At 36.2% G+C, this 24,602-nt stretch carries 25 protein-coding genes; 8 read left to right on the plus strand and 17 right to left on the minus strand.

Annotation, left to right across the window (positions count from 1 at the left end; all coding sequences use genetic code 11):
- Positions 1 to 216: 216 nt before the first annotated feature.
- Both WAX78_RS23340 and WAX78_RS23345 read right to left on the minus strand, forming a co-directional pair.
- On the minus strand, positions 217 to 924 hold the full coding sequence (locus WAX78_RS23340; RefSeq protein WP_336484436.1) for a response regulator: 708 nt from the start codon (positions 922 to 924) through the stop codon (positions 217 to 219).
- The gene (locus WAX78_RS23345; RefSeq protein ID WP_336484437.1) at positions 921 to 2,528 is read right to left on the minus strand and encodes a sensor histidine kinase; all 1,608 of its coding nucleotides are present in this window, start codon (positions 2,526 to 2,528) and stop codon (positions 921 to 923) included. Before WAX78_RS23345 ends, WAX78_RS23340 begins: the two co-directional genes overlap by 4 nt.
- Positions 2,529 to 3,266: 738 nt before the next feature.
- Here WAX78_RS23345 and WAX78_RS23350 point away from each other — a divergent pair.
- From WAX78_RS23350 to WAX78_RS23360, 3 genes are read left to right on the plus strand one after another with little or no spacing between them, the layout of a single operon-like run.
- On the plus strand, positions 3,267 to 3,464 hold the full coding sequence (locus tag WAX78_RS23350; protein WP_336484438.1) for a hypothetical protein: 198 nt from the start codon (positions 3,267 to 3,269) through the stop codon (positions 3,462 to 3,464).
- 23 nt (positions 3,465 to 3,487) lie between these two features.
- Positions 3,488 to 4,003 (plus strand): DUF1572 family protein, encoded by a 516-nt coding sequence (locus WAX78_RS23355; protein ID WP_336484439.1) that lies wholly within the window; start codon positions 3,488 to 3,490, stop codon positions 4,001 to 4,003.
- A 24-nt stretch (positions 4,004 to 4,027) separates the two neighbouring features.
- On the plus strand, positions 4,028 to 4,540 hold the full coding sequence (locus WAX78_RS23360; RefSeq protein ID WP_336484440.1) for a GrpB family protein: 513 nt from the start codon (positions 4,028 to 4,030) through the stop codon (positions 4,538 to 4,540).
- Between the two features lie 628 nt (positions 4,541 to 5,168).
- Here the strand turns inward: WAX78_RS23360 and WAX78_RS23365 are convergent.
- Both WAX78_RS23365 and trmB read right to left on the minus strand, forming a co-directional pair.
- The gene (locus WAX78_RS23365) at positions 5,169 to 6,152 is read right to left on the minus strand and encodes a S66 family peptidase (protein WP_336484441.1); all 984 of its coding nucleotides are present in this window, start codon (positions 6,150 to 6,152) and stop codon (positions 5,169 to 5,171) included.
- Between the two features lie 548 nt (positions 6,153 to 6,700).
- Entirely contained in the window at positions 6,701 to 7,354 is a 654-nt protein-coding gene (gene trmB / locus WAX78_RS23370) for a tRNA (guanosine(46)-N7)-methyltransferase TrmB (RefSeq protein WP_336484442.1), read from the minus strand.
- 186 nt (positions 7,355 to 7,540) lie between these two features.
- Between trmB and WAX78_RS23375 the strand changes: the two genes are divergently transcribed.
- On the plus strand, positions 7,541 to 7,819 hold the full coding sequence (locus WAX78_RS23375; RefSeq protein ID WP_336484467.1) for a YtzH-like family protein: 279 nt from the start codon (positions 7,541 to 7,543) through the stop codon (positions 7,817 to 7,819).
- Between the two features lies 1 nt (position 7,820).
- Here the strand turns inward: WAX78_RS23375 and WAX78_RS23380 are convergent, their stop codons facing one another.
- From WAX78_RS23380 to pepV, 4 genes are all read right to left on the minus strand, one after another.
- Positions 7,821 to 8,618: a phosphotransferase family protein gene (locus WAX78_RS23380; RefSeq protein ID WP_336484443.1), complete on the minus strand. Its 798-nt coding sequence runs from the start codon at positions 8,616 to 8,618 to the stop codon at positions 7,821 to 7,823.
- Positions 8,619 to 8,862: 244 nt separating this feature from the next.
- Positions 8,863 to 11,004, minus strand: coding sequence for a type I pullulanase (gene pulA, locus WAX78_RS23385; RefSeq protein ID WP_336484444.1), 2,142 nt, complete (start codon positions 11,002 to 11,004; stop codon positions 8,863 to 8,865).
- Between the two features lie 67 nt (positions 11,005 to 11,071).
- Positions 11,072 to 11,626: an RNA 2',3'-cyclic phosphodiesterase gene (gene thpR, locus WAX78_RS23390; protein WP_336484445.1), complete on the minus strand. Its 555-nt coding sequence runs from the start codon at positions 11,624 to 11,626 to the stop codon at positions 11,072 to 11,074.
- Positions 11,627 to 11,778: 152 nt separating this feature from the next.
- Positions 11,779 to 13,185 (minus strand): dipeptidase PepV, encoded by a 1,407-nt coding sequence (gene pepV / locus WAX78_RS23395; RefSeq protein ID WP_336484446.1) that lies wholly within the window; start codon positions 13,183 to 13,185, stop codon positions 11,779 to 11,781.
- Positions 13,186 to 13,539: 354 nt separating this feature from the next.
- On the opposite strand from pepV, the gene WAX78_RS23400 reads away from it, so the two are divergent.
- On the plus strand, positions 13,540 to 13,761 hold the full coding sequence (locus WAX78_RS23400; RefSeq protein WP_035436379.1) for a DeoR family transcriptional regulator: 222 nt from the start codon (positions 13,540 to 13,542) through the stop codon (positions 13,759 to 13,761).
- A 91-nt stretch (positions 13,762 to 13,852) separates the two neighbouring features.
- Here WAX78_RS23400 and WAX78_RS23405 read toward each other — a convergent pair whose 3' ends face one another.
- Complete coding sequence (locus tag WAX78_RS23405; protein ID WP_336484447.1) at positions 13,853 to 14,581, minus strand: pseudouridine synthase; 729 nt, start codon at positions 14,579 to 14,581, stop codon at positions 13,853 to 13,855.
- Between the two features lie 45 nt (positions 14,582 to 14,626).
- Positions 14,627 to 16,282, minus strand: a complete 1,656-nt coding sequence (locus WAX78_RS23410) for a putative polysaccharide biosynthesis protein (RefSeq protein WP_336484448.1) — start codon at positions 16,280 to 16,282, stop codon at positions 14,627 to 14,629.
- 150 nt (positions 16,283 to 16,432) lie between these two features.
- Between WAX78_RS23410 and WAX78_RS23415 the strand changes: the two genes are divergently transcribed.
- The 3 genes from WAX78_RS23415 (at position 16,433) to WAX78_RS23425 (ending at position 19,620) form a co-directional block, all read left to right on the plus strand.
- Complete coding sequence (locus tag WAX78_RS23415; RefSeq protein WP_336484449.1) at positions 16,433 to 17,698, plus strand: BaiN/RdsA family NAD(P)/FAD-dependent oxidoreductase; 1,266 nt, start codon at positions 16,433 to 16,435, stop codon at positions 17,696 to 17,698.
- Positions 17,699 to 17,766: 68 nt separating this feature from the next.
- The gene (locus WAX78_RS23420; protein ID WP_336484450.1) at positions 17,767 to 19,215 is read left to right on the plus strand and encodes an MDR family MFS transporter; all 1,449 of its coding nucleotides are present in this window, start codon (positions 17,767 to 17,769) and stop codon (positions 19,213 to 19,215) included.
- A gap of 174 nt (positions 19,216 to 19,389) precedes the next feature.
- A complete protein-coding gene (locus tag WAX78_RS23425) occupies positions 19,390 to 19,620 on the plus strand; it encodes a DUF3973 domain-containing protein (RefSeq protein ID WP_336484451.1) in 231 nt (76 codons plus the stop codon).
- A gap of 168 nt (positions 19,621 to 19,788) precedes the next feature.
- On the opposite strand, the gene WAX78_RS23430 is transcribed toward WAX78_RS23425, so the two are convergent.
- The 7 genes from WAX78_RS23430 to WAX78_RS23460 all read right to left on the minus strand — a co-directional run bounded on the left by WAX78_RS23430 (position 19,789) and on the right by WAX78_RS23460 (position 24,587).
- Positions 19,789 to 19,974: a sporulation protein Cse60 gene (locus WAX78_RS23430; protein WP_336484452.1), complete on the minus strand. Its 186-nt coding sequence runs from the start codon at positions 19,972 to 19,974 to the stop codon at positions 19,789 to 19,791.
- Between the two features lies 1 nt (position 19,975).
- Entirely contained in the window at positions 19,976 to 20,212 is a 237-nt protein-coding gene (locus WAX78_RS23435) for a DUF2553 family protein (protein WP_098306719.1), read from the minus strand.
- A 194-nt stretch (positions 20,213 to 20,406) separates the two neighbouring features.
- Entirely contained in the window at positions 20,407 to 20,811 is a 405-nt protein-coding gene (locus tag WAX78_RS23440; RefSeq protein ID WP_336484453.1) for a VOC family protein, read from the minus strand.
- A gap of 123 nt (positions 20,812 to 20,934) precedes the next feature.
- On the minus strand, positions 20,935 to 21,234 hold the full coding sequence (locus tag WAX78_RS23445; RefSeq protein ID WP_336484454.1) for a YjdJ family protein: 300 nt from the start codon (positions 21,232 to 21,234) through the stop codon (positions 20,935 to 20,937).
- Between the two features lie 404 nt (positions 21,235 to 21,638).
- Positions 21,639 to 22,478 (minus strand): DUF2935 domain-containing protein, encoded by an 840-nt coding sequence (locus tag WAX78_RS23450; RefSeq protein ID WP_336484455.1) that lies wholly within the window; start codon positions 22,476 to 22,478, stop codon positions 21,639 to 21,641.
- A 397-nt stretch (positions 22,479 to 22,875) separates the two neighbouring features.
- A complete protein-coding gene (locus tag WAX78_RS23455) occupies positions 22,876 to 23,214 on the minus strand; it encodes a YmaF family protein (protein ID WP_336484468.1) in 339 nt (112 codons plus the stop codon).
- A 203-nt stretch (positions 23,215 to 23,417) separates the two neighbouring features.
- A complete protein-coding gene (locus WAX78_RS23460; RefSeq protein ID WP_336484469.1) occupies positions 23,418 to 24,587 on the minus strand; it encodes a nitrate/nitrite transporter in 1,170 nt (389 codons plus the stop codon).
- Positions 24,588 to 24,602 lie beyond the last annotated feature (15 nt).

Below are 24,602 nucleotides of genomic sequence, written 5' to 3' on the forward strand. Positions count from 1 at the left end.
TCAATTTTCTAATAAATCCGACATTTTTCGCAAACCAACACTAAATATCTATATTCATCAGGACTCGCTAAGAGAAATTAAAGCGATACTTGGAATCATAAAATAAAACTACCATCAGTGGGGGATACTGCCCCATGAATAGCGGGATAAAAAGGTTCATTTCTATTTAAAAAAGCTGTCTCAAAAGGTCGTTATTCAACGGCCTTTTGAGACAGCTTACATATACAACTTTATTTTGTTTTCATCGATACAACGCAGTTTACTTACCGGTCTTCCTACCTGCTGATAAACCATTTCATTTTCTAAAACTCCGATTTCAATTAAAAATAGGACATACTTTCGAATAGATACTCTTGAAATTCCAACTAATTGTGCCATTTCATCTGTTGTAAATTCTTTTCCATAAAGCGATTCTATTTGTTGCCAAACTAACTGCAATGTTTGTTTTGTTAACCCTTTTGGAAGTTCTTTACTTACGGGAGATTCAACTTTTTCTTTTTGTAAAATCAGTGCATCTAGTTCAGATTGATTAATCTTTTGTTGTGCCTTCATAAATCTAAATTTCTCACGATAGGCAGTTAACGCTTCCTTAAAGCGCTCAAACGTAAATGGTTTAATTAAATAGTCGACAACTCCATATTGCAGTGCCTTTTTAATACTTGCCATATCATGTACCGCTGAAATCATCATAACATCAGTTTCTTTTTCTTTATTACGTATATGCATTAACAATTCAAATCCTGTATCACCAGGCATAAAAATATCAAGCAGTATAAAATCTATATGAGATTCTTCTAATATTTGTACTGCTTCGTTTACGGATTTAGCTATATGAACAAGTTCAAATCCTCCAACTTGTTCTAAATAATGCTTATTTAACATAGCTACCATTGGATCATCTTCTACAATTAAAACTTTAATCATCTTCCTATCTCATCCCTACTTTTATATGGTGATTCAACGGTGATTGTCGTTCCCTTTCCTAACACTGAATCAATATGTATATTTCCCTTTAAACGCTCTATACTGTCCTTTACAAGATATAAACCATAACCTCGATTTTCTCCTTTTGTAGAATATCCTTTAGTGAAGACTTTATCTATTTCTTCTTTTTTGATTCCATGTCCTGTATCTGTAACTTTAACAATCAACTTATCATCATATTGAATGGAAAGATGTACTTGCTTAGATTCACAGTTTGCCACCGCATCTAATGCATTATCAATTAAATTCCCTACAATTGTAATGAGTTTATGATTAATGCTCTCGTCAGCTGACTCTGGTAAACAGGAATCTTCGCTTATAATCAGTTCTATCCCCTTTTCTCTCGCATAGCTAAGCTTACCGAGCATAAACCCTGCTAACACAGGATTTTTTATTTTCCGCATCACATCTCCAATTTCATATTGATGCTCTGATACCATGCTACTAATATACGTCTCTAATTGTTCATAATTCTTCATATGTGTTAACCCTAATACGACGTGCATCTTATTCATAAATTCATGAGATTGTGCCCGCAAAGCATCTGCATATAACCGAATCCCCGTTAACTGCTCTGCTAATTGCCTAATCTCTGTTTTATCACGAAAGGTTGCAATTGCACCAACAATTTCTCCTTTTACGTATAAAGGAACGCGGTTCGTAACAATTGTAATCCCATTTAGGCTTTGTTCCTGATGAAATTGCGCTACTCCCGTTTTTAATACCTCTTTTATACCTGAGTTCGGCAGATACTTCCCAATGTCTTGACCAATAAAATTTTCTCTAATCCCACTTGTCTCAAATAACCGCTTCGCTTCGTTATTGATTAAAGTAACCTTTGCATCCTTATCGATAGCAATAATTCCTTCTTTGACAGATTGCAGCATGGCATTCCGCTCTTCTAAAATTTTTGAAATTTCACTTGGTTCGAGGCCAAGCAAAATCTTCTTAATATGTCTAGCTAATAAAATAGCACCTATAATTCCAACTAAAATTCCCACACCGACACCTATGTAAATAATATGTCTACTCTCCTCGATCCTCTCTTCCACATTATCAGCTGAAATTCCGACGGCAACAACCCCTATTTGTTCTTTCGTTTCAGAAAAGATTGGTACAAACACTCGCATAGATTCCCCTAACGTGCCTTTTCCCATTGATACATATTCTTTGCCTTTCAAGGCTATGCCCTCATCGCCTCCAACAAAATGTTGACCGATTTTCCGTGGGTCTGGATGAGATTTTCGTATCCCATTCATATCCATGACTACAATAAAGTGAACACCTGTATTTTTTAAAAGTCTATTCGTGTACGTTTGAATTTCAGATATATCTTTTCTTCCCGCTAAAGCATCAATTACGAGTGGTGAATCTGCCACAATGCGTGCAATCACTTTTGCTTTTTCTGCTTGACTGTCTTCTGTCGTACGCTCGACATTATGACTAATTAAAATGTCTGTTACAAGCAAAGAAAATGCAACAACAGCACATACTAGTACCGTAATCGTTGTACGTAACCCTAACGAAGTTTTTCTTTTCCTCATCCCTCTACTATCTCCCTCTATTCTTCTATATTACACGTGAAACCTATATTACTTATTCTCTTTAATAAAACAATATTTAGTATAATTGAGGTCATCTACATTACTTTACTAGTTCCGATACAAATATACTACAGTTTTGAAAATTCCATATGGATTTCTAGATTCTAGTGCAAAATAAAAAAAGAGCATAAAGTGAAACTTCCAGCAGCTCTTAAATATCACAAACTTATCCATTATAACAGCACTCATCCTTAATTTCGGAATGGTTATTATAACTATCCTATTTTGGTTACAAGATTTCTTTAAACTTAGTACAAATTAAAATTTAAAATATAGATTCAAAAAATACGAAGTAGAAACCTCTATTTCTAAATATTGTATTAGTAGTGTTTTTAAGCATACAAAAAAGTATCTATTATTAACAATAGTAATAATAGATTTCGTAAGTTTTGTAATTAGTTTTGTAATTTTAAAAAGAAGATTGATATAAATCACAATCTTACTTTTTGTACTAGTCATTTTTATTACCTACCTTGATTATGAACGATCTTTTTGTATTATAATTTAAATATTATGAATGATTTTAATTTTGCGATGTGAGTTTATGAAATGAAATTGTATGAATGGAGTGAACACGTTCAAGAAATTTACGGGGACTATCCTGATCAAGATCCAAGTATTGCATCTTTGCTAGAACTCATCAAATATATAAAAAATTAACATAGGAGGTTTTACTTCATGCAGCAATTGAAAAAAGAATATAAAGAACTGGATGAGTATGATCATATCCAAAAACGAAAGGGCAATTCTATCATGAATACGATGGATGCTTTCGCAAAAAGTGCTCCATTATTAGGTGTGCTATTTATCATCCTATGCATACCTTTTTATTTCATAAGAAAAGCCGTTAAAAGGTCTAAAATAAAGTTAAATTAAGGAAATAGAGAGGAGACTTTTTGATGAATCGAGTTGAAGACAAATTTTTATCTACTGTACTTTCTCAATTTACACATATAAAAGAACGTACTGAACAAGCAATTGAACAATTAACTGAACTAGAACTACATTGGCGTCCTAATGAGGAATCCAATAGTATTGCAATCATCGTGAAGCATCTAAGTGGAAATATGCATTCTAGATGGCCCCACTTTTTAACAACTGATGGTGAAAAAGAATATCGGGATCGTGATAATGAATTTGTTGATACAATTCAATCGAAAGAGGAATTAATGCACATTTGGGAAAAAGGATGGTTCCTCTTATTTTCAACCATTCAAGAGCTCAAAACAGATGATCTACTAAAGATTGTGACCATTAGAAAAAATCCCCTAACCGTTTTAGAAGCCATTCAAATTGAAATTGCACATTGCAGCAATCACTTAGGACAAATTCTGTATATCGGTAAGCAAATTAAAGGTTCAGAATGGAAAATATTAAGCATTCCAAGAGGACAATCTAAAAACCTTGTTAAATAAATCTAATAAGAAAAGGAGATGCATATGGACAAACAAGTTGTAATTGAAGAATACACGCCAAATTGGGCATTACAATTTAACAAAGAGCAGAAAATTATTAAAGATATTATAAGTAGTGCAGCGCTTGCTATTGAACATATCGGAAGTACATCCGTCGAAGGATTAAGCGCGAAACCTATACTTGATATAATGGTTGGAGTTCGTGATCTTAGTGAAGTAGACACATTTATTGAACCATTAGAAAAAATCGGATATGAACATGTATTTCATGAAGAATTCCCTAATAGGAGATTCTTTAGAAAAGGATTATGGAGAGCTGGAACGCATCATTTGCACATTTATCAATACGGTAGTGACGAATGGAATAGTAACCTTTTATTTCGAGACTATTTAAGAAATCATCCTGATGTACGTCAGCAATATGGTCAGTTAAAAATAGAATTAGCGAATAAACATCATTTTGATAGAGCTGCATATACAAATGCAAAAGCACCATTCATAACAAGTGTTATCCAAAAAGCGAAATTGTCGAATTAATAGGAAAATTGTCTATTTTTCGTTGATTTATTTTATTTTTAGTGTTACACTTACAATCACAAAGAGAGAGTAACTAAAACCCTCTGTGTTCCAAGAAGTATAAATATTCATTTTTTTGCTCACTTAATCCATTTTCACTTGATTAACATGTATGTGCATTGACCACTCTTTCTTTGTTGTCCTGTCATATCAAACCAAATGCCTTGAACTTTTTAAGGGTATTTGGTTTGATATGTATTTTATCTATTATTTAACTAGATTATTAACATAAAGACTTGTATGTTTTTTGCAATGTAAGGTGAAACTTCCATCAGTGGGGGTTACTGTCCGTTAATGCGAAATAAAAAGTCCCTTTAGATTTTTTTCTGAAGGGACTTTTGTATATTTCTAAATGTATCTAGTTCTAATAAGATTAAAAATACACGTATTTTTCACTTTAGATTGGTTTAACTCTAATCGAGAATGCTATAAAGTAAAACTTCTATCAGCGGGGGGTTCTTCATCCCCCACTGATGGAAAGCTCTCACCAATCGGGCTTTTACAGGCAGTTATCCCCACCTTTCTTCTTCGCTTCTCTCTCCATCTTAAGGTGGGGAATCTTACTGCCCGCGAATAGCGCGATGAGCAATCAAAAGCTCAAAATACGAACTGTTTTCTGCGTTGCATTTAATTCAATCGTTGCTCCAATTGGCATTGTTACGATAGGGTGTGTATGGCAGCAATCAAAATCCGCTAAGATAGGTATATCAAGGTCTCCGATTACTTCGAGTAAAATGTCATATGGTGTTAACCCTGTTCCTTGATCATCAAACTGTTCATGCTTTCCTAAGATTACACCACTAACCTTGTCAAATACTCCATTTATTTTTAGGAAACTAAAATGCTTTTCAACGATCGCTGCTGTTTTTTTGCAGTCTTCAATCATTAAAATATCTCCTCTATTAATAGCGGGCATATAAGGACTTCCCCATATACTTAACATTGTCATTACATTTCCAGCTATTAACCGACCTGTTGCTATACCTTCTTTTACACAGATCCATTCATTGGGATAACTTTTTTTGGAGCGATTTTGTTCCTGCCAATTTAATTGCTCATCTGTCCAAACAGGATATAGCGGATACTCATATGGAAGTGCTTCACTTTTTATTAGCACATCTTCAAATGATGAAAATGTGTTATTCACATACGGAGGAAATTCTCCCAATGACGAAATCAAGGAAGGTCCATAAAATGTTTGAATACCCGTTTTAGCATAAATCCCCAATAAAATTGCTGTAACGTCTGAATATCCAACAAAAATTTTAGGGTATTTTTTTATTGCTTCGTAATCTAAATAGGGAAGTAAAGAATTTGAGTTGCTTCCTCCAACAGACGACATAATACACTTAATTTCTGGATTTCGAATGAGTTCATTCAACTCTTGAACACGATCCATTATACTTCCAGATCGATATCCATCATGTTTTCCAGTAAGACTTCCATCAACGATACGAAATCCTTTACTTTCCAGAAACTGTTTGGAACGTTTAAATCTATTAGGCGATGTATATGTACCTGGTAGTGATGGTGAAAAAATACCTATTTGATCTCCTTTGTTTAACTGAAACAATCCTTTTCACTCCTATGTATTACATGTGATATCCACATTTAATATGACCTAATAATAGTTTAGATGATTCTGATGTAAAGTGAAACTTCCATCAATGTTTTTTCATCCTCCACTGATGAAAAGCCCTCACCAATCGGGCGCATGCCAGCAGTTATCTCCCACCTCTCTTCTTCGGATTCCTCACAATCTTGAGGTGAGGGTCTACTTGCCCACGAATAGCAGGAGTGTAGCGAATATCTAGATATATTAAGTTTTTATAAGTAGACTTATATCAACCTGCTTAAATGTCGAATTATAAAGAAAATTGTCTATTTTTTGTTGATTTATGTTATTTTTAATGATAAACTCATAATCATAAAGAAAGAGTAGAAAAAAAACACCCTATAAGCTTTATATTTTTCTGAAAATTGAGTTTTTTGAACCATTTTACTTTCATTGACATTCTTGTGCTTCTCTAACTCTTTCTTTCTTCCAAGAAGCTGTCACAAAGCTAGTACTTTGTGGCGGCTTCTTTACTTTATTCCCTAAAAAAAGAAAAAACCTGCGCATTATTGCGCAGGTTCCGTACGATATTTTGCTTCAACGCGGTAAATACGATTTCCCTTGCTTGAGAACTTTTCTTCGTATTCCGTCATAATGTTGCCTTCAAAATCACTGTTGTGAAGATCTAAACTAATATACGGCAGCAGCATGCCATATTCCGCCATACTTGTAAGAGAGTATTCGAACAAGGCTTGGTTATCTGTTTTGAAGTGAATTTCTCCGCCCTTTACAAGTACTGTTTCATAATTACGTAAAAACGTTTTATACGTTAAACGACGTTTTTCATGGCGATTTTTTGGCCATGGATCAGAGAAGTTTAAATACACGCGATCAATTTCATTCTCCGCAAAAAATACTGTTAAATCTTCTGCATCTTTATTAATTAATTTTAAATTTGGTACTGCTTCTTCAATTAACTTATCGAGCGCATCTACAATTACACTTGTAAACTTCTCAATTCCAATATAGTTTACATCGGGATTTGCTTTTGCCATTTCGTACATGAAGCGGCCACGGCCTGTTCCAACTTCAATATGGATTGGATTATCGTTACCAAATAACTCTTTCCATTTCCCATTCTGTTCTTCCGGATTTCCAATTACAAACTGTGAATATTCTTGCGTTCGGTCCATTGCATATGGTTTATGTCTTAAGCGCATAGTTCTCTCCCTCTCTGTATTTCAAGATGTGTGTATCAAATAAAAAACCAAGTACGTACGAGCACTCGGTCCGTTTCTTTCAAGTATAAGATTTGCTATTTTGATGGAAACTACAAAGTGTATTCATCAGCGGTTCGTTACGCTCGTTTCATTGTTACGATAACAACTGAAAAGGATGTGTCAAAAATGCCACTTAATCACGAACATCAAATGGCAATCTTAAAAGACATCTTAGTCAATCATCAAAGTGATTGCTGTGGAACGGTTTCCGAGTGTGAACAATTAGAACGTCTTATTCAATCATTGCTCGCAAATGATAGTGTGAGAAATGAAGTGAAAACAATGTTAAACGATGTATATTACTATAGTCAATCGGGTAAATATTCTTCTGATTTAGACGGCCATATTTCTGGTCATCAAGAACAATTGTCACAATGGATTACAGGAATGGATAGTTTTTCTTAAATTATTCTGAAGCGAGTAGTTGCATTAAATATTGAAGCCAATATTCTGCTTCTACTTGCTTATTTTTTGCTGTATACCATTGTACGAAAATCATACATTGCAGCGTAACATACCATTTCATACGGCTCAGCAAAGAATCAGTCAGTTCTAATCCGTAATGCTCAAGCCACTCATGCCATTCATCTCTTGGGATGTACCAATGGAGCAGCATTCCAATATCAAGAGCTGGGTCTGCAATAATTGCCCCATCCCAATCAATCAAGAACAATTCATTATCATCTGTTAATAACCAATTGTTATGATTCACATCGCAATGACAAACAGCAAGATTATCAAATTCTACATTTTGAAGGGACTTTTGTAAATACTGAAGTCCTTTTTGAATGATTTCATTTTGCTTTACATCCTCTTGCAAAGTGAGAAGCGCTTCTTCTAATATATCTTGCGCTTGCAAAGGCTGTTTACCAAGCTTTTGAATCATATGCACTAACGCTTCAGAAGAATGAATTTTTTTCAGCAATGCTGCAACTCGCTTAGATTTCATATCTTCTGGCTCTAATCTTTGCCCTGGTAGCCACTTTTGTGCCGAAATGACATCACCATTTGTTAATCTCCTTGTCCAAAGTAGCTTCGGAACAATCCCTTCTGCTGACAATACCGCAAGAAAGGGCGATGAATTGCGCTTTAAAAATAGTTTATGTTGTTCATTATGCGCAATGTAGGCATCTCCTGTCGCCCCTCCGGCTGGTATAACTTTCCATTCTTCTCCTAACAATTGTTCCAACCATTCCATGTTCATTACCCGTTAACAATTCCTTATCTTTTATAGTTATGAAAAGAAACACCGCGACATATTTCAAAACATGTTGAGGGTTTCCATCCATTCTGTTTCACTGTATGCAAATGTAAGAAAAAAGAAACAGACAAGCTGTTCAATCTTTTACTTTATTTTACAAAAACAATAATATATATGGCAACTTATATGAATAGTCACCTTTGTCAATTCTACATTTATTATATTCGCATCGTCAAGGGTCGATTCGTCACATTTTCGCCAATATATAGGTACTAATCGGAGCAATCACAAATGTATCTCCATTAAATGAAGAAATTGGAATCTCTGCTGCCTTTATATCATTTGCAAGTACATGCCATACACCGCTATTTGGCAATGAAACGGTTTTCTCTTCTGTTCCGTTATGAAAGAGCACAACAATTTCTTTCCACGTTCCAAACTGCTGCACATCTTGTAAATAATAGGAAATAACAGAAGGATCTGCATGAAAAAAAGAAATATGCCGCTTAATGAGCTCCGACGTTCCAAAACGAAATGCTCCGTGTGATTTTCGAATACGAATGATTCCTTTTATATAGGAAACATTTTCTTCTTCCCGCTCTTTTTGATCCCAGTCCATCTGATTGATGCAATCCGGCGCATTATAACTGTTTTCATTTCCTTGTTTTGTACGGTAAAATTCTTGCCCAGCATGTAAGAACGGAATACCTTGTGCTAATAATGTCATTGTTGTTGCGAGGCGATGACGACGTTTTTGCAATTGTTCCTCTTCTTTACTGCTACTTACAATCTTATCCCACATTGTCATGTTATCGTGACATTCTACATAATTAATGCTTTGCACAGGCTCTTGAAATAAACTAGGCGACTTTAAATAAGGGATACTTCCTGTAAGTAAATATTGGATATGCTCTTTATTTGCTGTTTCACCAAGAGCGTAACCGCTTTTCTGCACATCAAATGTACTTCCCTTGATTCCATCTCGAAATTGATCATTAAACTGAGCAATACATGGTATTTTGATGGCATTTTGCAGTGTTGCTTTCTTATCAGCAGCAAGCGGTGTTTGCAAATCCCATCCTTCCCCTAGCAATACTACATGTTCTTTCACTGCATTTGTTTTTTCACGAATTTCGTTCATCGTATCAACATCTAAAATACCCATTAAGTCAAAACGAAACCCGTCCACATTGTATTCTATTAACCAATATAATACCGAATCGACAATAAATTTCCGTACCATATTACGCTCTGACGCAATATCATTTCCAACCCCCGTCCCATTTGAAGGCATCCCATTTTCATCGTGCCGAAAATAATATCCTGGTACAAGCTTTTCAAAAGAAGATGTTTCTCTTTCATACACATGATTATAAACAACATCTATAATAACGCGTAGACCGTGTCGATGAAGTGCTTGAATCATTTGTTTACATTCCACAATTCGGTTGTACGGATCAATCGGATTTGTTGCGTAGCTGCCATTTGGAACGTTGTAATATAACGGATTATATCCCCAGTTATACGTTGTGAACGGCTGCTTCTCATCTACTCCGGCATAATGATGAATAGGCAATAGCTCGATATGTGTAACTCCCAATTCCTTTATATAAGAAAGAGCTGTTAACGTCCCAAGTTTTCCTACTGTTCCTTCTTCCGTTAAACCGAGGTACTTTCCTTTATTCCTTGCACCGCTATTAGGATGAACCGTTATATCACGAATGTGTGCCTCATAAATAACGGCATCCGTCATAGAAGTCATTGGCGGTAATGGTTCATGTTCTTGTACATATGTTTTCGCAATATTTACGACGATTCCATATGTGCCGTTTAAAGAAACTGATTTTGCATATGGATCAACGGCCTCTCGCCAAATGAGATTGACACAGACAAGAAATGTATATTGCGCACCATCCCAGTCTCCTGCCAACTCATAACACCAAACGCCTTTTTCTTGTCCATTCATTTCATAATCTGTATACACATCGGCGCTTTCATAAATACGAACTTTTGCTTTAGTGGCTGTTGGTGCCCACACTTTAAACTTAGTTTGCTCCTTTGTATAAGAAGCTCCTAAATCGTTTCCTTCATACATATATAACTCATCAAACTTCGCTGTTCGAATGACAGCACCCATCTGCAAATCCGTTTCTACGCCGCGCTCATCACATATGATATAACACTGATTCAGTGTAATGAATTCATTCACTTTACATTCATATTTTATTGCATGTGGAAGAGAGGTGACACGTTCGATCGAGAGCTCCCATTCATTTGCACCTTGTTTTAAATGGAAGATGCTGCTTTTTCCGTACGCATGCGGAAGTAAAATTGTGATTTTATCCATTTCATCTAAATATGCTTCAAACGTACGTTGTATGTTTAACATATGTACTCACATCCTCCCGAGAAACATTCCATTTTCTATAGTATATTCAAAAAATCGGAAAACGTTTTCAAGCTTGTGTCTTCTGTAAAGATATTTCATAGATTGCCTCATACTTCGGCATCCGGTCTACATGAATTTCGTATAAGGTTACTGTTTCGACTTCAAATGTACGCCGTGGCACTACTGAAGGCTGCTTTTCATCAAATTTCTCCTCATCTTTCCATTTACGAGCTATCGTAATGTGAGGATGATATGGGCGTGTTTCTAATTGAAAACCATTCTGTTCACATATCGTATACACTTGTTTTTGTAAGTCAAACAAAGCTCTTTCTTCTTCTACTCCCACCCAAAAAACACGCGGCTGTTCTTTTCTTCCAAACGTATGACACCCTTGCAATGTAAGTAAAAAACGTGAAGTTTTGGCTAGCTGCTGCAAGTCTTGTTTCAGTTTTTCAAGCTGCGTTTCCTCAGCACTTCCTAAAAACGACAGTGTAATATGATAGTCCTCTTTATGCACCCAAGAACGAAACAGGGCGGTTTCTTCCATCGTTTCTTTCCACTCTGCCAACACGTTCTTTATCTCATTTGGTAATTTCACTGCAATAAAATAATGTCTCGCCATCTTTTCTATCTCCTTTTCCCAGCATGAAGCTGTCCAACAAAATACATCCAAGCAGGACTTTTCACTATTATTAGTGTGAAACGTCTTCTTATTCTCCATACATACAAAAGAAGCCGCTCTCCTTGTAGAGAGCGGTTCATGTATTGCTGCTGCTATTTCGCTAATTCATAAATAGCATGCGCATAGATAGCTGTCGCTTTTAATAAATCCTCAATTTCAATATACTCATCTTTTTGATGCGCTAATTCTTCTTTTCCCGGGAATAGAGGACCAAACGCAACGCCAGCTTCCAATGAACGTGCATATGTACCGCCGCCGATTGCTAATAACTCTGCTTTTTCTCCTGTTTGCTCTTCGTATACACGCTGAAGTGTACGAATTAGCACATGATCTTTATCTACGTGATGCGGACGAGAGTCTGACACATTTGTTATAGCAAAGTCCTGTGCACTCACATAATTCGTTAATGTTTGCAGCGTTCCTTCTAAGTTTGTTGTAACTGGATAACGAATATTTAATCCCAGTTTACCGCCTTCTTCTTTCGTGTAAGAAAGAAGACCAACGTTTACTGTTAATGGCCCGGTAATCTCATCTGCATAAGCAATGCCAGCTTTTTTTCCAAGCGTATCATTTGTGAATGTTTCCGCCCCTAGGCTCACAAATGCTGCACCTTGCTCATCTAAAGAGATTGTCGTTAAAAAGTTCGTAAGTGTTAATCCTGCATTTTCTCCTTGTTCAGGCGTAGAGCCATGTGCAGAAATGCCTTTTACTTGCAGTGTAACTGTATTTCCTTCTACAATTGCTTTTCCATTTTTCTTTGCTTCTTCCACATATTGTTCATACTGACTTGCAAGTTCTGCTGCTTTTTCGCTCGTTACAACAGCTTCTGCAAAATCAGGAACCATATTTAAACGACGTCCAGATGAAAATGATACTAATACATTCTCTCCTGCTGCATGTTCTTTTTTATTTTGAACAACATATAAATCGCAAATTCCTTTTTCAGCATTAATAATCGGGAAATCTGCATCCGGTGCAAATCCCATCGTTGGCATTTCTTCATGTTTGAAGTAATGATCCACACACTTCCAATTACTTTCTTCATCTGTTCCTAAAATCATACGAACACGCTTAGAAAGCGGCAATCCTAATTCTTTTACAATTTTCATTGCATAGTAAGCAGCCATCGTTGGCCCTTTATCGTCAATTGCACCGCGTGCAAAAATTTTACCATCGCGAATATCCGCACTATATGCAGGAGTTGTCCAGCCATCTCCTTCTGGTACAACATCAACATGACATAAAATACCAAGAAGTTCTTCTCCTTGTCCCATCTCTAAATGACCTGCATATCCTTCTAAATTTTTAGAAAGAAATCCGTCAGCTTCTCCCTTATCTAGCATGAAAGATAAGGCCTTTGCTACACCCTCGCCAAACGGTGCACCTTCTTTTGCCGTATCTTCTTCCCATACACTTTTAATTTGTAAAAATTGCTGCACATCGTGAATAAGAGCATCTTTTCGTTTCTCTACTTCTTGCATCCAATTTATATTTGTCATACCTTCACCTTCTTCTCTAATCTCTCTTTCATCATAGCAAACGATTTCTTATTATGCTAGCAAGGAAAGGGGGGAATACCGAACAATTTAAATATTTCAGATAATTAAACTTAGTTTTTTCTTATTTTTGTCAAAATATTTTGCAGGAATTTGACGTTTTCCGTAGAAATTTATAAGATAGTTGATAAAGAGAAACAGAATATCAACAACTTTCTTTCTACAAACTCTATTACATGTTAAAATTTTGTAAAATTTGAGCAAGTTAGAGCATGATTTTTTTCATATGGAGTACAATGGAAGTAAAGACCTTCTTTCCTGAATGGGTCAAAAAACTTGTAGAGGAGTGGTTTTTTGATAAAACCTACAACTACTCGTATGCTAACACGCATTAAATCTATCTATATGTACATTAATGAGAAAGGCACCGTAACGACGCAAGACCTTGTAGATGAGTTCGGGATCACACCGCGAACGATACAGCGCGATCTGAATGTGTTGCAATTTAATGAACTCGTGTATAGCCCTTGCCGCGGCAAGTGGACAACAACAGGAAAGAAAGTGAGAATGACCTCGTGACAAATATAACTTGATTTACAATATATATCCCCTTCCTATACAGAGAAAGGGGATTCTTTTTCGTTTTTGGAATCGGTCTCAAGGTAATATATTAACCCTCTGTTTGTGAATGATATGACTTCAGCATTTCTACTTCTTCATCTGTTAACTCACGGTATTGTCCAAGCTCTAATTCTTCATCTAATACTAAAGGCCCCATTTCTGTACGTTTTAAGTACACAACCTTTTTTCCCACTGCTTCAAACATACGCTTTACTTGATGAAACTTACCTTCTGTAATAACAAGTTCAATTTCAGAGACATCATCGCTTGTTAGAATTGTAAGCTCCCCTGGCTTCGTTTCATATCCGTCATCTAAAATAACACCTTTTTTGAACGCAGCAATATCCTCTTCTGTAACTTTCCCAGCTACTCTCGCAAAATATTTTTTAGGCACGTGCTTTTTCGGAGAAAGCAATTGATGCGATAACTTTCCGTCATTCGTTAATAATAGAAAACCTTCTGTATCGATATCAAGTCTTCCGACTGGAAATGGATCAAAAATAGCATCTTCTAGTTCTAATAAATCAACAACTGTTTCATGGTTATCATCTTCTGTTGCAGAAATAACACCTTGAGGTTTATGCATCATTAAATACACAAATTCTTTATACTCCACTACTTCACCGTGAATCATAACCTCTTGTTCTTCCACATTCACATGATATTTCGCATCTTTTACCGGTACGCCATCTATTTTTACAACGCCGTCTTTTAATAACTTCTTCACTTCTTTGCGGCTACCATAGCCCATGTTTGCTAATAATTTATCTAATCTCATTGTTTCACACCTTCTTTTTATACTCAGAAAAAGAGAGGCGCACGATTACGCCCCTTTCGTTTTCACTTTAATCTTGAATCTATTACCAAGTTTACGCTGAATCTTCTCTAAAAATTCACCGCCAAGTACTCGTTCGATTACGCCTGTACGAAGTGCTAAATAGCCATATACAGCCGCTCCTCCCAATGCGCAAATGCCTACTGTAACCAATGCCGCAAAACGGCTTGTCTCATATGGAAGCATAAAGGATAGAATCCATAATAACAGCTTTACAACAATCACCATCACAGTTGTTAATACTGCAATTTGGAACGTTCGTTTATATACAAGTCCAAATGAGAAATGGGCATATTTTCGAATTTGTTTATTTGTATACCAAATGGATGCGAAGAACCCTACACCTGTTGCTACGACGGCACCGATTGTTCCAAAATAACGAATAAACAGCACATTACATAAAAATTTTAAAATAATCCCAATGCCAAGTGCAATGATCGCATGCTTTTGTTGATTAATTCCTTGCAAGATGGCTGCTGTCACTGTGAATAATGCAAATAATAATGCGACTGGTGCATACCACATTAATACTTTCCCGCCAAGCGGATCAGCTTCGTAAAATGCTGTATAAATCGGATAAGCTAAAGCGGAAATTCCAACTACAGCTGGCAATGTTAAAAACATATTCACTTGAAACGTTTGTGTAATTTGCTGTTTTAAATAACGGAACTGCCCTTCTGTAAACGACTTTGTAATCGCTGGTACAAGCGTTAAACTGAACGCCGTTGCAAGCGATACTGGAATCATAATCAACTTATGTGTCCACATCGTAAAAATACCAAGAGCACGCTCTGCAATATCCCCCTGTCCAATTGCTTGCATAATTGAGTTAAATGTTAACGCGTCAATTTGCTGATAAAGCGGAATCGTTAATCCAACTACAACGTAAGGAATCGCATAAGCAAACAGTTCTTTAAATAGGTCAAATGTACGAACTGTTGATTCTGGCACTGTTTGATTCATAATATATTGATCTAAATGATGCTTTCGTTTCATCCAATACCAAATGAGCACAGCTAATGCTCCAACTGCGGAAACAAACGCTGCAAACGTCGCCACACCAACTGCTTTTGCGACTGAACCCTTTAATACTTTTATTACGATAAAACTACCTGCAAGTAAAAATACGATACGAATAATTTGTTCAATAATTTGTGATACTGTCGTAGGCCCCATCGATTGATGACCTTGAAAATAACCGCGAATTAAGCTCGCTGCCGGTACGACAATAAGTGCAAAGCTGACTAGGCGAATAATCATTGTTACATCTGCTAAGTTGTTATGTAAACTCTTTTTCCCTAGCATTGCCTCAGCAAATAACGGCGCTGACATATACAATACTAAAAAGGAAAGAATTCCGCTCACAATCATCATGATCATACCTGAGCGAAACATTCTTCGGCTCGTTTTATAATCTCCGAGCGCATTATACTTCGAAACAAACTTTGAAACTGCAAGCGGCACTCCCGCTGTTGCGATACTTAAAAAAATTGTATATGGAATATATCCATACGTATATAGCGTCCCGCCTTCTGTACCAACTAACGCATGAAACGGAAAGACGTAAATCATACCGAGGAACTTTACTAAAAATGTCCCAAGCGTCACAATAAGCGTTCCGCGTACAAATTTTGAATCGGACATAAAAATCCTCCTCCATTATTCAAAACGCTGAACTCAACTTTTGTATTGTACCACAATTTCTCATGTAAACAGTACCTTCCCTCATTTTTCTTTTCTATGAAAACGTGATATTCTTGAATGCAGCAAAATAAGAAAATGAGGTCGATTTATATGCATTATGATGTAATTGTCATCGGAGGAGGCCCTTCCGGATTAATGGCAGCAATCGGAGCTGCCGAAGAAGGTGCGCGCGTCTTACTTCTTGATAAAGGTGATAAATTAGGAAGAAAACTTGCGATTTCTGGCGGAGGGCGCTGCAATGTGACAAACCGTCTCCCGCTTGATGAAATTGTAAAACATATCCCTGGAAATGGTCGTTTCTTATATAGCGCATTTTCTATTTTTAATAATGAAGATATTATTCAGTTTTTCGAAAACCTTGGCGTGAAATTAAAAGAGGAAGATCACGGCCGCATGTTCCCAGTATCGAATAAAGCACAGTCAGTAGTCGATGCTTTGTTAACACGCTTAAAGGAACTGCGTGTTACGATTCGTACCAATCTTCCTGTTAAAACAGTAGAGTATGAAAATGGGCAAACGAAAGCGGTTATTCTGCAAAATGGAGAAGTTCTTGAAACAAATCATGTTGTAATCGCTGTTGGCGGTAAATCCGTACCGCATACCGGCTCAACTGGTGATGGTTATGCTTGGGCTGAAAAAGCAGGGCATACCATTACAGAACTATTCCCAACTGAAGTACCGATCCTTTCTAATGAACCATTTATTCGTGATCGTACATTACAAGGCTTAGCACTACGTGATGTAGAACTAAGTGTGTTAAACCCAAAAGGAAAAGCTGTTATCTCTCATAAAATGGACATGCTCTTTACCCACTTTGGTGTTTCTGGACCAGCTGCCCTTCGCTGCAGTCAGTTTGTTGTGAAAACGATGAAAAAGTTCAAGACAAATACAGTAACAATGAGCATTGATGCATTGCCAGGCGAAAACAGCGAACAACTCTTCCAGCGCATGATGAAACAAATAAAAGAAGAGCCAAAAAAAGGATTAAAAAATGTACTGAAAGGTTATGTGCCTGAACGTTATTTCTTATTCCTATTAGAAAAAAATGAAATTGACGGCAGTCAGCAATGCGGACAAATTTCTCATGAAAAAATCCGGGCTCTTGCTGCAGACTTCAAAGGATTTACCTTTACCGTAAATGGAACGCAGCCTCTTGAAAAAGCATTTGTAACAGGCGGCGGTGTTTCTGTAAAAGAAATTAATCCGAAAGAAATGTCATCAAAACTCATGAACGGCTTATATTTCTGCGGAGAAGTTCTTGATATTCACGGCTATACAGGCGGATATAATATTACTTCTGCACTTATTACAGGCCGAATTGCTGGAATGACTGCGGGGCAAAATGCTAACATGTAATAGTAAAAAATGTCGGATATTGTAAAATAACCGATATATCAGTATTAAAGAAACAAAGGGGAAAACAGATGAGAAAAAAAGTAATGATATCTTTAATGTTAATGACGTTTCTTTCCGCTGTTGAAGGAACGATTGTTAGCACAGCTGTACCTCGCATTACAAGTGAACTGTCAGGTGTGGAACTTGTAAGCTGGGTATATGCGATTTATATGTTAGCAACCGCTGTATCAACACCCATCTACGGAAAGCTAGCAGACTTGTTTGGACGTAAAAAAGTACTATTAATTGGGGCAACCATCTTTTTAATCGGCTCTACATTATGCGGTCTTGCAGCGACAATGGGACAATTAATTCTTTTCCGTGCTCTGCAAGGGTTAGGTGCAGGAGCTGTCATGCCAATTACAATGACAATTATTGGTGACTTATACAGCGAAGCAAAAGACAGAGCAAAAGCACAAGGCTGGCTGAGTGCTGTTTGGGGTGTATCTGGTGTTGTTGGACCGTTAGTTGGCGGTTTTTTAGTCGATTCACTATCTTGGCGCTATATCTTTTTCTTAAACATTCCATTCGGAATCTTTGCTTGTGCGATGATTGCGATTTCTTATAAAGAATCCATCAAACCTGCAAAACATCATATCGATTATCCAGGTGCTGTTATCTTCTCACTTAGTACGATTGCCTTACTTTATGCACTATTAACAGGAAGTCAGCATCAAAACTGGGGCGATATCACAATTATTGGCCTGCTGTTATTTGCAGTTTTCGCATTTATACTCTTCTTATTTGTAGAAAAGAAATCAACAGAACCATTAATTCCGTTAGATCTTTTCTCTAACCGGGCTGTATCTATTGTGAACGCATTAACGTTAATTGCTGGTGGTATGATTATTAGTATTACAATGTACCTCCCAATTTGGACCCAAGGCGTATTAGGGAAAAATGCAACAGAAGCCGGTTTGATTCTCATGCCAATTCCAGTCCTTTGGACAGTTGGTGCCATGCTATCTGGTAACTTAGTTGGGCGGTTACAAACAAAACAAATTATTTTACTTGGCGGCAGCATTATATCCATTTCTACATTCCTGTTGTTCACATTGTCTACTCACTCGCACCCAGCTCTCATTTACATCGCAATGGGTCTGTTTGGTTTAGGAATGGGACTTGTGACACCAATCTATATGGTTACAATTCAAGCTTCTGTCCCTGCAAATAAACGCGGAACAGCGGTCGGTTTAAATACATTTATTAATACATTTAGCCAAACGCTGGGAGCAGCTGTATTTGGAACGATCTTCAATACAATGATTCACGGTGCAGGTGAGGGAAATGTAAACTTAGTGACCTCAGAACACGGAAGTACCGTATCAGGATCGCAAGAAGTATTAGCTTCAAGTGTTCATATGATCTTTAGTGGAACATTTATATTAGCTGTTATGAGTTTACTCATTTCATGGCTGTTCTTACAATCAGCGAAACCCGAAACATCTGCCCCTGCGCAAAAGAAAGCAAGTAATTAAATCGTGACTTTTTATAAAGTGAGTCACACTGTAGAAAAAGTGTTGAGAAATTCTCAACACTTTTTTCATTAGACAAGCACTTCTCTCAACATTTCCTCATACACTGCTCACATAAGAAATCAAAAATCAATTTAGTCTTACAAAAAAATGAGAAACATAAAGGAGATGGGTGAAATGTACTATTGCATCAGCTGTTCTGAAATTCATTACAAAAGAAATGCAACAGACAAAGTTTTCGAAAATGGTTTTTATATCGATCCATTTGGAGGCAGACGACTTCATTTAGGAATGTGTCAATCGGCATTAAAACATGAAGTACCGATTCCTCATGAACTCGAAGTAGAAATACCCGATGCACACACAACCTTAAACGATTTTCCCCTCACTCATGTAACACCACTGTAATCGTTCCTTTTCAGGTGGAAGAAGCATCCTCATTTTCGCCATAACCTCCACTACAATTGACAAGAAAATAAATACAGAATCTTTTCACATGCTTAGATAATGAGAACACTTTCGAAAATATGTTTAAAAACAACATGAAAAAAGAGCCGGGAATGCTCCAGCTCTTTTTCATGTTGTTTTATAAATAATCATTGCCGAAAAACAATAAATCTGACTCTCTTCATCATTGTTCGAAACCGATACTTGGTACTTAATATCTACAATTTGCTCTTCATCCATTTTCTTCAAAAAGACATTGATTGCCTCTTCTAAATCCTTTTCATGACTTTCATCAAATATCTTCACGCGAATCACATTAACACCATCCTAAGTCACAGCCTTCTACTGCTGAACTGTTATCTCGGCGCGTATCAATGATGCGATAAAACTTACCATCTTCATACAAATAACCATCTTCTAATACATATTGCTTCTCTTCAGTATAGACATAAAATTTACCAATCATAAATTTATTAGAGTATAATTCCAAATAATCTGTCTTAAATTTCGCAACTACCTTGTCTGTAATATCGATTTTAATTGTGCGACTCATCCCCCACCCCTCCTTTCGAAAAAGAACGGATTTGGTTTATTGTATTAAAGATTTTTTATTTTATGAATGAAATTTAAGGGGATATGCTAAGGAGAAAAGAAGAAACTTGAGGTAAACCTATAAACTATAAACAAAATAATCGCTCTTCATTTTACTAATAATAAAATCTATGCTCCGTTAATGAGCTTGCATCTTTAATCGCGGGAGCGCAGTCCCTCTGTATTCATGAGTACTATTCTCCATCCATCAGGGTCTTCTATTGTAATTCCTTTTTCTTTCCAATAAGGATTCTCTGGCTCAACTTCATCATATCCCATTGTATTTAGTCTATGATGTATTTTTTCGATTTCATTTTTATCAGGAAAATAAAATACAAGTAAGTTATCTTTTGTTGGAGCAGGACATGGGCTTCCATTCTTATGCCTTGTAAACTCTAAATGATACTCTACACCGGGTAATCCAAACATTACCCCATCATAGTCTTCATGATTGTGAAACTCGCCTATACGTTTTAACCCCAATCCTTCTTCATAAAACTTAATTACTTCTTCAAGTTTATCTGTCGGTCTTGCTATTCTAAACTGAACCCATTTTTTCATATGAATTCCTCCCTCTACGAATTCAAAATCACCCTCATCTACTATTATAAAATAGCTATATGCTTCTTAAAATCACCCATTAGAGTTAGAATGAGGTACGAAAAAAGGAGTATGAAACAATCTTTAAGAAATCCGGCTTCTTTTCAAAACAATATACACACTCAAAAACAACATATATCCAAAACTAGCAACCATAATCATTACCGGTATAGGGTAAAATTTAGCTGCATATACAAAAAAATCGATTTGCATAATGTCATGGGAATCTGAAACCGACCCTTTGAAATAATTCGTAAACTTAGCTGAATACTTCCAGTCAAATGAATCCTCAATTAAATTACTTCCTTCGTACCAACTGATAATTGCTGAAACGATGAAGAATATAAAAACTACTCCGAATTGAACCATGTATCTTATTTTCACAGAACTCTCCTCTTTCTATGTATTGAAACGATAAGTGTTGTTGCAATGTAAATAACAGTACTAGCTATTGCAAGAATAGAACCTTTATATTTTTGACATACAAATCCACCTTAACATAAAAAATACATAATATCCCATATATTTATAATAGAGGTTGATAGGGTGTGGTTCAATATCCCATTTTATAATGGCGTAACACCACATGCCCATCAAGCTAACATCGATGATTTGAAATTTCATAAAGTGAAACTTCCATCAGTGGGGGATCTTACTGCTCGCGAATAGCGGGATAAAAAAAAGAGCTTACAGTAATATAAGCTCTTTTTTTGTATTTAATTCTATTAGGTTGATAGCAATACGATACTACCTCATAATTTTAAGATAGAAGTCCGAGATCCCTTCTATTATTGCCTAGGTTGTGATTTAACGCTTGTAAGATGAGCATCAAACATATCAATTATTTCAAGGAATCTATCAGCTTCACGGAAAACATGGTCTGCTAATAGTGGGTGAATGATACTTTTTATTTTACATTGCTGAATTAAATCACGTGCCGTTTTCTTAAAATCCCGAAGAGATGTGACTGACACACGATTTTGATCCAGGAATTGATCTAAAAGAGGAACTGTTTGAGATTGTGGTTTCATAGATTCTAAGTCAATTGCCTGATACATCAATTGATCAAAATCATTGCTGAAATTCCGAGCCATATCTACAAGCTTTCTTTCCGATGGATCAAGAAGATGACCAATAAATTTAGCATGGTCCGCCATAATCCTTAAAAAGAAAACATTTTCTTTAATAATAGCATCAGGAAGAGCATCCAATTTACCTTCATTTAATTCAATTAAACGATTTCTAAAATAATTTGCTTCCCTACTTGTATGATCAACTAACAGTGGAAAATTATTTTGCCCTGGCAATTTGCATGTGAGAATTAATCCTAGAATTTTTCGTTTAAATCCAAAAATATTAGTTGCAGCTTGTTGTACTTCTGAATTAAATCTTTTTATTTGCTCAGGATCTGTTTGATTTGTATAGGAATGTGCAATTTGTTCAATCTGTTCAAACAATCGGTAAAATTGATTAGCCTCTTGGATTAGTTGAGTATCCTCACATCTAAACCCCAATCGAAGAAATAAAGAATGCTCTTTCATGATTCTAGACCAAAAACGAATTTCATTTAATGATCGTTCAACAAACATTCCAGATGTAACACCCGTATCAGGATGTATCCTATTCATTTTCAATCCCTCCAGTAAATACTATGGTTCTATTCTCATGAATAGATATATATAAATACCATCAATAAAAGTTCAGTCTGGCTATGAAAATAATCTTATTTCTTCTATTCATCACAACATAAATAATAATTCTAATTTATTTACCAAACAGACGACTCCAAAGTGATTTCTTCTGTTCTGAAGCTGCTATTAGGCGCTTACGTTTTAATTATTAAAAACAAACACAAGACAAAAAAACTACTATTTAACAGCAAGAGGGGGTTTTCGTATTAACTTTATCCCGCTCTAACAAGCAGTAAGCAAAGATGGGAATTGCGAGAAGAGGAACTGCTTGTAAGAACCCGATTGGTTCAACTAATCATTCGGAGAAAAAGCATCTCCGAACGGAAGTTTCACTTTATTTATCACCCGGGGCAGGCTGATCTACGCCCTTAATGCGATGTTTATGTCCATTGTCTTCCGTCGTATAAAAGTCGTAATAATGAACATGCATCCCATTTCCAACTGGAATTGCTGGTCCTGAGTGGGCCTTATAATAGTGTGTATGTCCATCTTCGAACAAAACATATCCTTCTGTATAATGTATATGCCCGCCCTCTTGTGTCTTAATAGGCGGAGATGTTACATCTAGACATTGATGTACATGTCCTCCCACAACAGATGTATAATCCACTGACCCATGGTTATGATGTGGTACAAATCCAGAAACAAAATCATTTTTCCCCACCCTATTCATTCCGTTCATGATCCTCATTCCCCTTATACATAAAGATAAGCTCTATAAACTAGTATGCTTATACTATCGAGATAATTCCTCTCACATGTATCCTGCTACTTTTGGGAAAGTAGAGCCCGATTGGTGACAGCTTCCATGAACAATCCTCTTTAAAAATCAAAAAGGTGTCTCCAAAATCACGACTTAGGAGACACCCTCTTTTACTATCTATGCTGTAACATTGCAAGTAACTTTTCTTGACTATACATCCACACTGTAATAATTAAACAAGCAAGCGCTACTTCTGATAACGCCATAAATCCAATTGCATAGTGTCCTGTTAATTGGAATAGTAACGTTAAAATTAATGGTGGGAAGAAACCGCCAAGTCCCCCAAGTGCCGATACAAGACCGTTTACGATACCAGCTTGTTTCGAGAAATACATTGGTACAAGTTTAAAGATCGTTCCATTTCCAATCCCAGCGCAAAATGCCACTAATAAACAGCCAAATGTATATACGTGCATGCTTGGCATAAAGGATAAAATAATGCCTGATAATGTTAATCCAATAAACACAAAGATTAAAATTTTAAATGGATTAAATTTGTCACCAAGCCAGCCACCAATTGGACGCATGATTGTTGCTAGCACGATAAAACCTGCTGTGCGTAATCCAGCATCTACTTTAGCTAAGCCAAAGTGAGATACAAGAAAGTTCGGTAAATATACTGTAAATGCAACGAACGAACCGAAAGTTAAGAAATAGAAAATACATAAGAACCAAAGTTTTTCATTTTTATATACACCTTTAATTTGTTCCATTAATGGTGTGTTTACCTTTTTCTCGTTACGATCCCCTAACAGGAAATTGAGCAGTGCAAATGCAGCGAGTAAAATTAGGTACATTTGTACAGTTGTTCTCCAGCCAAATGAAGTTGCAAGTACTGGTGCAAGAAACGATGTAACCGCTGTTCCTGCATTTCCTACTCCATAAATTCCGTTTACAAAACCATGCTTTTCTTTCGGATAATATTTTGGCAGAGCTGTTACCCCAACAGAGAATATAGCACCGCCAACTCCGGCAAATAAACCGCCAATAATTAAATCTAGCATCGATGTTGCTTTACTAATATAGAAAACAGGGAATAATAGAATAATAAAACTAATAAAGAATAATTTTCTTGCTCCGAAACGATTTGTCCAGTAACCAATTGGAATGCGAAGAATAGATCCTAAAATAACCGGTACTGCTGTGACAAGAGAAATCTGTCCTGCTGTTAACGCAATGTCTGCTTGAATAAATGGCATTAAAGAAGATAAAATAACCCATACCATAAAGCCCATTACAAGATTTGAAGTTTGTGATCCTAACTGAAAATTCTGATTTTTTATCAGTCTCTCCTCCAA

It is taken from the genome of Bacillus yunxiaonensis, from assembly GCF_037104695.1.
Lineage (GTDB): Bacteria > Bacillota > Bacilli > Bacillales > Bacillaceae_G > Bacillus_A > Bacillus_A yunxiaonensis.

Excerpts from the sequence above, each read along its gene's own strand:
- WAX78_RS23340 (WP_336484436.1), bottom strand. The coding sequence starts at position 924 with ATGATTAAAGTTTTAATTGTAGAAGATGATCCAATGGTAGCTATGTTA.
- WAX78_RS23345 (WP_336484437.1), bottom strand. The coding sequence starts at position 2,528 with ATGAGGAAAAGAAAAACTTCGTTAGGGTTACGTACAACGATTACGGTA.
- WAX78_RS23350 (WP_336484438.1), top strand. The coding sequence starts at position 3,267 with ATGCAGCAATTGAAAAAAGAATATAAAGAACTGGATGAGTATGATCAT.
- WAX78_RS23355 (WP_336484439.1), top strand. The coding sequence starts at position 3,488 with ATGAATCGAGTTGAAGACAAATTTTTATCTACTGTACTTTCTCAATTT.
- WAX78_RS23360 (WP_336484440.1), top strand. The coding sequence starts at position 4,028 with ATGGACAAACAAGTTGTAATTGAAGAATACACGCCAAATTGGGCATTA.
- trmB (WP_336484442.1), bottom strand. The coding sequence starts at position 7,354 with ATGCGCTTAAGACATAAACCATATGCAATGGACCGAACGCAAGAATAT.
- WAX78_RS23375 (WP_336484467.1), top strand. The coding sequence starts at position 7,541 with ATGCCACTTAATCACGAACATCAAATGGCAATCTTAAAAGACATCTTA.
- WAX78_RS23380 (WP_336484443.1), bottom strand. The coding sequence starts at position 8,618 with ATGAACATGGAATGGTTGGAACAATTGTTAGGAGAAGAATGGAAAGTT.
- pulA (WP_336484444.1), bottom strand. The coding sequence starts at position 11,004 with ATGTTAAACATACAACGTACGTTTGAAGCATATTTAGATGAAATGGAT.
- thpR (WP_336484445.1), bottom strand. The coding sequence starts at position 11,626 with ATGGCGAGACATTATTTTATTGCAGTGAAATTACCAAATGAGATAAAG.
- pepV (WP_336484446.1), bottom strand. The coding sequence starts at position 13,185 with ATGACAAATATAAATTGGATGCAAGAAGTAGAGAAACGAAAAGATGCT.
- WAX78_RS23405 (WP_336484447.1), bottom strand. The coding sequence starts at position 14,581 with ATGAGATTAGATAAATTATTAGCAAACATGGGCTATGGTAGCCGCAAA.
- WAX78_RS23410 (WP_336484448.1), bottom strand. The coding sequence starts at position 16,282 with ATGTCCGATTCAAAATTTGTACGCGGAACGCTTATTGTGACGCTTGGG.
- WAX78_RS23415 (WP_336484449.1), top strand. The coding sequence starts at position 16,433 with ATGCATTATGATGTAATTGTCATCGGAGGAGGCCCTTCCGGATTAATG.
- WAX78_RS23420 (WP_336484450.1), top strand. The coding sequence starts at position 17,767 with ATGAGAAAAAAAGTAATGATATCTTTAATGTTAATGACGTTTCTTTCC.
- WAX78_RS23425 (WP_336484451.1), top strand. The coding sequence starts at position 19,390 with ATGTACTATTGCATCAGCTGTTCTGAAATTCATTACAAAAGAAATGCA.
- WAX78_RS23435 (WP_098306719.1), bottom strand. The coding sequence starts at position 20,212 with ATGAGTCGCACAATTAAAATCGATATTACAGACAAGGTAGTTGCGAAA.
- WAX78_RS23440 (WP_336484453.1), bottom strand. The coding sequence starts at position 20,811 with ATGAAAAAATGGGTTCAGTTTAGAATAGCAAGACCGACAGATAAACTT.
- WAX78_RS23450 (WP_336484455.1), bottom strand. The coding sequence starts at position 22,478 with ATGAATAGGATACATCCTGATACGGGTGTTACATCTGGAATGTTTGTT.
- WAX78_RS23455 (WP_336484468.1), bottom strand. The coding sequence starts at position 23,214 with ATGAATAGGGTGGGGAAAAATGATTTTGTTTCTGGATTTGTACCACAT.